Annotated in this window: 6 protein-coding genes, 1 tRNA gene and 2 pseudogenes; 2 read left to right on the top strand and 7 right to left on the bottom strand. The window is 47.0% G+C overall.

The window, feature by feature from the left end:
• A pseudogene (locus tag DZ54_RS0115575) lies at positions 1-264 on the top strand (IS4 family transposase); the annotation flags it as partial.
• 463 nt (positions 265-727) lie between these two features.
• Here DZ54_RS0115575 and DZ54_RS0115570 read toward each other — a convergent pair.
• The 5 genes and pseudogenes from DZ54_RS0115570 to DZ54_RS22470 form a co-directional block, all read right to left on the bottom strand.
• Positions 728-815, bottom strand: a tRNA-Leu gene (locus DZ54_RS0115570).
• Positions 816-923: 108 nt separating this feature from the next.
• Entirely contained in the window at positions 924-1,160 is a 237-nt protein-coding gene (locus tag DZ54_RS0115565) for a GrpB family protein (RefSeq protein ID WP_025675078.1), read from the bottom strand.
• 135 nt (positions 1,161-1,295) lie between these two features.
• Positions 1,296-1,430, bottom strand: coding sequence for a DUF2474 domain-containing protein (locus DZ54_RS24395; protein WP_081721692.1), 135 nt, complete (start codon positions 1,428-1,430; stop codon positions 1,296-1,298).
• Positions 1,430-2,431 carry a cytochrome d ubiquinol oxidase subunit II gene (gene cydB, locus DZ54_RS0115560; protein ID WP_025675077.1) on the bottom strand — a complete coding sequence of 334 codons (1,002 nt, stop codon included), beginning with the start codon at positions 2,429-2,431 and terminating at the stop codon, positions 1,430-1,432. Before cydB ends, DZ54_RS24395 begins: the two co-directional genes overlap by 1 nt.
• A 9-nt stretch (positions 2,432-2,440) precedes the next feature.
• Positions 2,441-3,803, bottom strand: a pseudogene (locus DZ54_RS22470) (cytochrome ubiquinol oxidase subunit I).
• 150 nt (positions 3,804-3,953) lie between these two features.
• Between DZ54_RS22470 and DZ54_RS0115550 the strand changes: the two are divergent.
• A complete protein-coding gene (locus tag DZ54_RS0115550) occupies positions 3,954-5,339 on the top strand; it encodes an aminotransferase-like domain-containing protein (RefSeq protein WP_025675075.1) in 1,386 nt (461 codons plus the stop codon).
• A gap of 58 nt (positions 5,340-5,397) precedes the next feature.
• Here the strand turns inward: DZ54_RS0115550 and DZ54_RS22465 are convergent, their stop codons facing one another.
• Together DZ54_RS22465 and DZ54_RS0115540 are read right to left on the bottom strand one after the other, a co-directional pair.
• Positions 5,398-6,195: a DUF2057 family protein gene (locus DZ54_RS22465; protein ID WP_051416067.1), complete on the bottom strand. Its 798-nt coding sequence runs from the start codon at positions 6,193-6,195 to the stop codon at positions 5,398-5,400.
• A gap of 72 nt (positions 6,196-6,267) precedes the next feature.
• A complete protein-coding gene (locus DZ54_RS0115540; RefSeq protein ID WP_025675073.1) occupies positions 6,268-7,281 on the bottom strand; it encodes a porin in 1,014 nt (337 codons plus the stop codon).
• Between the last annotated feature and the right edge of the window lie 354 nt (positions 7,282-7,635).

Genomic DNA, 7,635 nt, shown 5'->3' with positions numbered 1-7,635 from the left:
CAAAGGTTCGATATCATTTTGCTGATAGCTTTAATGCTGCAACTCATGTTTTGGCTGGCAGGAATACATGCGCAGCAGCAAGGATGGGACAGGCACTTTCAAGCGAATACAGTCAGAAATCGAAATGTCCTGTCTACCGTCCGGTTAGGTATGGAAGTCCTCAGGCGACCAGACTACGAAATTATAACTCAACACTTCTTAGCTGCGGCTGTGGTTCTAGCCCAGCAGCTCTTAAAAGAGGGCTATGCATTGGCGGATTTATGAGGGGATCTCTCAGTGTCTTGTATCTCACTGGTCGACTCGCCCGTACGTTGTGACTGGCTTGCTGCACCATCGCAATCAGCGTACTGAGCACTAAAATGGTTGAGAGAACGATATAAATCCGCTTTCTAATTGAAAGAGTTTGCCAACGCATACACTGTCCCTTTTTATTATCACTACTAACCAACATATCAATATTAGTCAGCAATCTAGACAGTGGTGCCAATTATGATAGAAAAAATAGAATATATCGCTTAATGCGCGGATAAGGCTTCTTTTTGACTACTGTACGAGGGAAAGTGGAGCAATAACGGACTAGAAAAGCGAATAATAAGCACAATTAATGGCCTATCAATATCATGGAAATATGACTGATTGGTTACTAAGTATGAATGAGTGATTCAATAAAACAGAGATGGAAACTGGAAGGAATGTGACCTGATAATGTCACACGCTATGAGTGCTATGGTGCCCCGGGCCGGACTTGAACCGGCACAACGCGAACGTCGAGGGATTTTAAATCCCTTGTGTTCTACCAATTCCACCACCGGGGCGCACCTCATAGACGCGGTCTAATTTAATGATTTGCCAATATAAATCAATCTTTTTTTTCTCGCGCGGCGTCAAGTGTCGACAATTCATTCAAGCCGATGAAAGTTTGTTCACTTTACGTTTAGCTCAGCCAACACATCTTTGACATAGGGTGCTTTATGCTTCACATAAACACCTTGATCGCGCACTCCTTGGGCCAATATTGCACGTTTGGTGTTTTCGTACTTAATCCGGACATCTGGGTTGTCGAGCAAGTGTTGCTTGTAAGCGAGTTGGCGATGATACTCTTCACTTTCTTTTTTAATGACATGAGCATGAATCAAAAAACGTTCACCTTGATAAGTCACTGACGCATCTTTACGAGGACTATGCGCTATGTGCCTTCGGCCTAGGGCAAATTAGAACCGTATTGGTTGCTGTTTAGTGCTCTTTATAAGATGCAGATCACCCTGATTCGCTGCATGGTAGCTCCCTTGACACGGCTAGCTTTGAAATCCAGCAGCGTGCATCAAGAGCCTAAACAACCAAGACACAGTTCCGAGAGCTGCCACGCTTGCTAACCAGATCCCGACTAACCAAAGCCAGCGCCGCCAAATTAGTTTTGTGGATTCAGCCATTAATGATAAGCCTCATCCGGATTCACTTTGCCGCTAAACACGCGGTAGCTCCAGTAGGTATACATCAAAATAACCGGGATGATAAACACCGCGCCGACTAACATAAACTGCAAACTTTGTTGTGGTGAGGCCGCCTGCCAAATCGTGATGCTGGGTGGAATAATGTGCGGCCAAATACTGATGCCTAGGCCAACAAACCCGAGCAAAGTAACACACAGCGCCATAACAAATGGACGGTGGTGAGTATGTTCAGGACGGGTACGCCAAAGACGCAATAAACAAAAAGCCGTCAGCAAAGGAATTGGCGAGAGGATAAGAAGGTTCGGCAGACTAAACCAGCGGTCTGCGATGCCGGGATACGCTAACGGTGTCCAAACACTCACTACCGCGATACTTAATGCCATCAATACCACTAATCGACGACTCAGGCGGTACATCCTCTTTTGCAATTCATGCTCAGTTTTCATGATGAGCCAGGTTGCCCCCAATAAGCCGTACGCAATGACCAGTCCAACGCCACAGAAAAGGGGGAACGGTGCCAGCCAATCAAGCTCTCCTCCGGCAAAGGCGCGTCCTTCAACCGGGAAGCCTTCAATTACGGCACCAACGGTAATCCCTTGAAAAAAGGTGGCGAAAATAGATCCTGTCATAAATGCGGTATCCCAAAAGCCATGATGCCCCGGTAATGCTTTGAAGCGAAACTCAAACGCTACGCCGCGAAAGATTAGCGCTATCAGCATCAGCGTTAGCGGGATCGTTAAAGCATCGACAATCACCGCATACGCCAACGGGAAAGCACCAAATAATGCCGCCCCACCGAGTACCAACCAGGTTTCATTGCCATCCCATACTGGCGCCACACTGTTGACCATCAAATCGCGCTCTTCTCGATGTGTGACAAAGGGCATTAGAATACCAATCCCCAAGTCAAACCCATCCATCACGATATACATCAAGGTGGCAAACACGATAATGCCAAACCAAATCATTGCTAAATCCATGTTTCCCCCTTATACACGGCCAGAGACAGTTAACGGTTCATGTGGCGTATCATCATGCTGATCCGGTCCCAATTTAATTTGATGGATCATGTAGATATATCCCAACCCAAAGACCAGGCCATACACCACAAAGAAACTGATCAAGCTAATGCTCATATGTAAATCACCGTGCGCAGACACGGCATCTTGGGTACGCAGCAGACCATGAACCACCCAAGGCTGGCGTCCAACCTCGGTAGTCACCCAGCCGGCAAGAATGGCGACTAGACCGGCTGGCCCCATATAGAATGCAAAACGAAGCAATCCTTGATGTTCAAACAGACGCCCTTTGTAGCGCTGCCATGCGCCCAGCATGCCAAGCGTGATCATCAATAGTCCCAGGCCCACCATCAGGCGGAAAGCCAGAAAACTACTGGGGAATTAGGCCGGTCTTCAGCGGGAAATTCGTTTAACGCAGGAATTTGCTCGGTCAAACTATGTTGTAAGATCAGGCTGCCCAGATACGGGATTTCTAGTTTATAGTGGGTAGTTTCAGCCTCCATATCCGGTAAGCCAAACAAAATGAGAGGCGTCGGTTCGCCATTGCTGTTGTCCCAATGTCCTTCCATCGCCGCAATCTTGGCTGGCTGATATTCTAAGGTATTCAAGCCGTGTAAATCACCGATAAACGCTTGAATCGGGGCGGTAAATAACAGCATCCACATCGACATGGAAAACATCCGCTTTACCGCAGGGCTGCGCTGCCCTTTGAGCAAGTGCCATGCTGCCGACGCGCCAACAAATAGCGCGCTTGATAGAAACGCAGCCACCACCATGTGCGCTAAGCGATATGGAAAAGAGGGATTAAAGACAACCGCGAACCAGTCCACAGGAACAACTTGTCCATTAATCACTTCATGCCCTTGAGGGGTATGCATCCAACTATTGGAGGCGAGAATCCAAAAAGCAGAGATCACGGTACCCAACGCAACCATCGACGTGGCAAAAAAGTGCAAGCGATCACCAACCCGCTGCCAACCAAACAACATGACCCCGAGAAAGCCAGCCTCAAGAAAGAAGGCGGTTAACACCTCATACGTTAACAATGGGCCGGTGATACTGCCCGCAAATTCTGAAAAGCCACTCCAGTTGGTGCCAAATTGGTATGCCATGACCAAACCAGACACGACGCCCATCCCGAAATTGACCGAAAAAATCTTCGACCAGAAAGGTAGAGCGTTTTGTACTCATTCTTACGCGTTTTAAGCCACAATCCCTCGAGCACCGCAAGGTAGCAAGCGAGGCCAATAGTGATAGCAGGAAAAATAATGTGAAAAGAAACCGTAAACGCAAATTGAATACGGGCCAACATAAAGGCATCAAGACCAAACATACGTGGAGTCCACTTTAGTAATTAGACCAACGCATATGGTAGAAGCCCGTGATCAATGTGCCCATATACAGACGAGTCAGATTAATCTATAACAGATTGAGTAATACAGTGTTATAGTCTCAGCAGATCAGTAATCGTTCTGGTGGAAAAATGCATAAGTATCAGAAGCTTAGTGAGCAGATCAAACAACAAATTCAGACCGGCATTTGGCATATTGGTGAGAAGTTACCGTCACTAAGAAAACAGGCAGACTATTCCGGCCTCAGCATGATGACCGTACTTCAAACTTATCAACTGCTAGAGAGCCAAGGGTGGATTGTCTCTCAGCCTCGTTCAGGTTACCGGGTCGCTCCTCACGCAGAACTGACCCGTATCGGTTCAGACAGTGCCATCCAGCCTGCTGAGTCGGTAGATATCAATGACTATATTTTTGAGGTGTTGCAATCGAGCCGTTCCCCCGGCATGGCGAGCTATGGACATGCGTATGTCGATCCCCTACTCGCCCCTCGCCATCAAGTAAACCGTTCGCTCACCACGGCGGTACGCTTTATGTCGATTCACAGCGTGGTCGACAACCTTCCTCCTGGCAACGCTCAGCTGCGCCATCTGATTGCTCAGCGCTATGCGGCACAGGGAATGCAAGTCTCTCCCGATGAGATAGTGATCACCGCCGGCGGATTAGATGCACTCAACCTTAGCTTACGCGCGGTCACCCAACCCGGAGATTGGGTCGCGGTGGAAAGCCCTGCCTTTTACGGCGCTTTGCAAGCGCTTGAAAATCGCGGGCTGAAAGCGATGGCGATCAGAACACATCCAACCAAAGGCATTGACCTTGATGCTTTAGAGCGCGCTTTACAAACTCACTCGATTCGCGCTTGTTGGTTGATGAGCAATCATCAAAATCCGTTAGGTTATTCACTTTCAGACGAGAAGAAAGCGCGTCTTGCCGAGCTGGTTGAGCGCTATCAGGTTTACTTAATCGAAGACGATGTCTATGGCGAGCTCTACAATGGTGAGCACAAACCACAGCCCACCAAAGCGTTCGATAACAGTGGCCACGTCCTGCACTGCTCATCGTTTTCAAAAACGCTAGTCGATGCCTTCCGTCTGGGCTGGGTCGCGGCGGGCGATCAAGCACAGAAACTGCAAAAACTCCAACTGATGAGCACAGTGACCACCAGCGTACCCATTCAACTTGCTGTCGCACACTACTTACACAATCGAAATTACGAGCACCACCTAAAGCAGCTGCGCCGCACACTGGCCCAGCGAAAACGGGCAACGTATCAATTTCTTGTCGACCACTTGCCCAATCACGTTGAAGTCATAAACAGCCAAGGCGGATACTTTTTATGGATTGTGTTACCCAAAGGCAGCAACACTACTGAGTTTTATCACCTTGCACTCAAACATCATATTAGTATCGCGCCAGGTAACATGTTTGCCACTCACGCACAGTTTGCACACTGCTTTCGGCTCAATGCCTCTTATCCGCTCGATAATACCCATCAAAATGACGCTGGCAACCTTGTGTGATTTGATTGCACAGCACATCCAGAGCCGTGCAATAACTAAGACTGATTAATCAGCCAGGTTAGGATGCTTTGCGCGATGACGGCGTCGCTTGTTGATACCAATAACCCATCATTTGTAACGACTGACTCTGCGTTGTTGGCAGAACGTCGTTACTATCACGATTAGCAAACGCCCAATCGGCAAATGCGTTACGGTCAGTTTCATTGGCTTTTTGATACCAATAATCAACCATCGCTTCGGGCTGCTGTGCCACTTTGTCATTTGTTTCTGAGCGATTAGCAACCACGGACGGATTGATTCGTCGCCCAACTACCCGAGCCGCTTCTTCATTGGCAGCGGTAAAATAGGCTTTAGGAATAGAAAACTGCACACGATTGCCACCTCCAGTCGTGCTAAAGATAAAGCGTACGTTTGACTCAGGCCAATTAGCCGCAGTGTCGGGAGAAAATGGGAACGCGACATGTTGCGTGGTTACACAATGTTCGGTACACGTCTCTGATGTTACACGTATATTTTCCAGGTCAATGGTTTCCCCGTTAATCGTGACCGAATTAAACTTCTGATAGTTTTTGAAAAAAGATACGTCTGTGATGAGTTTTGACGATGCTAGGCCAGCTTTATCCGCATCGCTGGTAGAGTAATTAGCCACATAGTGAGAAGTCGCTTTAACAATGTCGCCACCTACCAATGCTTGTGTGTCTGGCGTGATCGATTTCGTTACCACTTGTACATAATCACGTCGCTCTTTAATGGATTTCGCCACGTCTTCATTAAACTGACTCGAGGAATCAAAGCTTGCGCAACCAACCATGAGCAAGCCACCAGAGAGCGTGAGTAGACGTAAATACGTGTTCATAAATCACCTTTATTGGAAGCAAAAAAGCCGGCCTTCCTGGCCGGCGAAAAATAGAAAGGCAAAGTGTCACTATTAGAAGTTATATTCAATACCTACGCGCGCAAACGCTTTTTTGTCTTCTAGGTTACCGGCATCGTGCTGGCCAATACGTAGATAGGGCAGGAAGCCATTCTTCGAGTACATCAGCTGGCCGGAAATGACTGAATCACTGTCATCAACATTTGCATTGTTATCAAGATCAGAGTCGCCGTTGGCCGCATAACCTAAACGATAGCCCCATGGACCACTCCAGTATTCACCGACCACTGACACTTGTTCTTGTTCTGCCTCAGTATCATTATTGACAATACCTGTCTTGTAAACACCATCATTGTATTTATAAGCGGCAGACACCTTAAAGCCACCAGGAAGTGGAATTTCAACACCCGCTAAATAAGCTTGCGTATCAATGTCATCAGAGTAGTTCGAGTTGTATTCGTAACCGCCGTGCAATGTAAAAGCCTCTGCCACTGTATAGTGTGCCGCCGCGCCAAAATGGTTTGAGCCGTTGACATCTGTTTTGCCACGCCCAACAGACACATCAAAACTAAAGCCATCGAAATCTGGTGAGTCATAGCGTGCGATATCGCCTTTACGATCATAATGCGATTTGGTATCCGCGCCCCAGTCGAAGACACGACCTAACCCCGGGTTTGAATAGGGCCAATCCACCACTTCATACAACGGCGTGAGCATTCGACCAAAACGCACTTGGCCCCAATCCCCTTTCATACCGATAAAGGTATCGCGTCCGCCAAGTGTAGAACCTGTACCATCTTCACCGACATAACCTGACTCAATCTGCATAAAGATATAAATATCTTCATTAAAGTCTTTACCCGCCCGGAATCCAACTCGAGATTCATTCTCGTAATCGTAACCGTTTTTATCCTCTTGATAAAATGCGGAAATTGCAGCAACACCATAAAGATCAACATTGTAATCGCTCAACACGCCAACCACATTGTCATGATCGGCCGCCATCGCGCCTGTCGATCCAATAGCGATCAGTGTGCCTAACAGTGTGCGTTTAAAAATTTTGTTCATGAAATACTCCTGCTGCCTGCAAGATGAGGTTTTGCCCCGTTGGGTTATTAAGTTTTATCGAGTGCAAAACCGATTCGAAAACACAAATGTTTGCTTCATGTTTTCACCCCGCTGCTTACACATTTTGTGTAACCACATCTCCAGACTAAATACGCGGAGAAAAATATCAATCACGACTTAATTTTTAATGCAAACAATATGACGCCGAGCATGTTTTAACCGTTTTTATGACATAGATCTTACATAAAAATGTAACCTTTAAATTATAACCATATGATTATAAACATTTATTAAAATAAAACCGCCAACAGAAATGAAAAGAATGGCCCGACGAGAATGTATTCCTTAAAAGAA

It is taken from the genome of Salinivibrio socompensis S35 (assembly GCF_000513715.1).
Classification (GTDB): domain Bacteria; phylum Pseudomonadota; class Gammaproteobacteria; order Enterobacterales; family Vibrionaceae; genus Salinivibrio; species Salinivibrio socompensis.
Note: the sequence above shows the minus strand (reverse complement) of the source record. Positions and strands in the feature narration are given on the sequence as shown.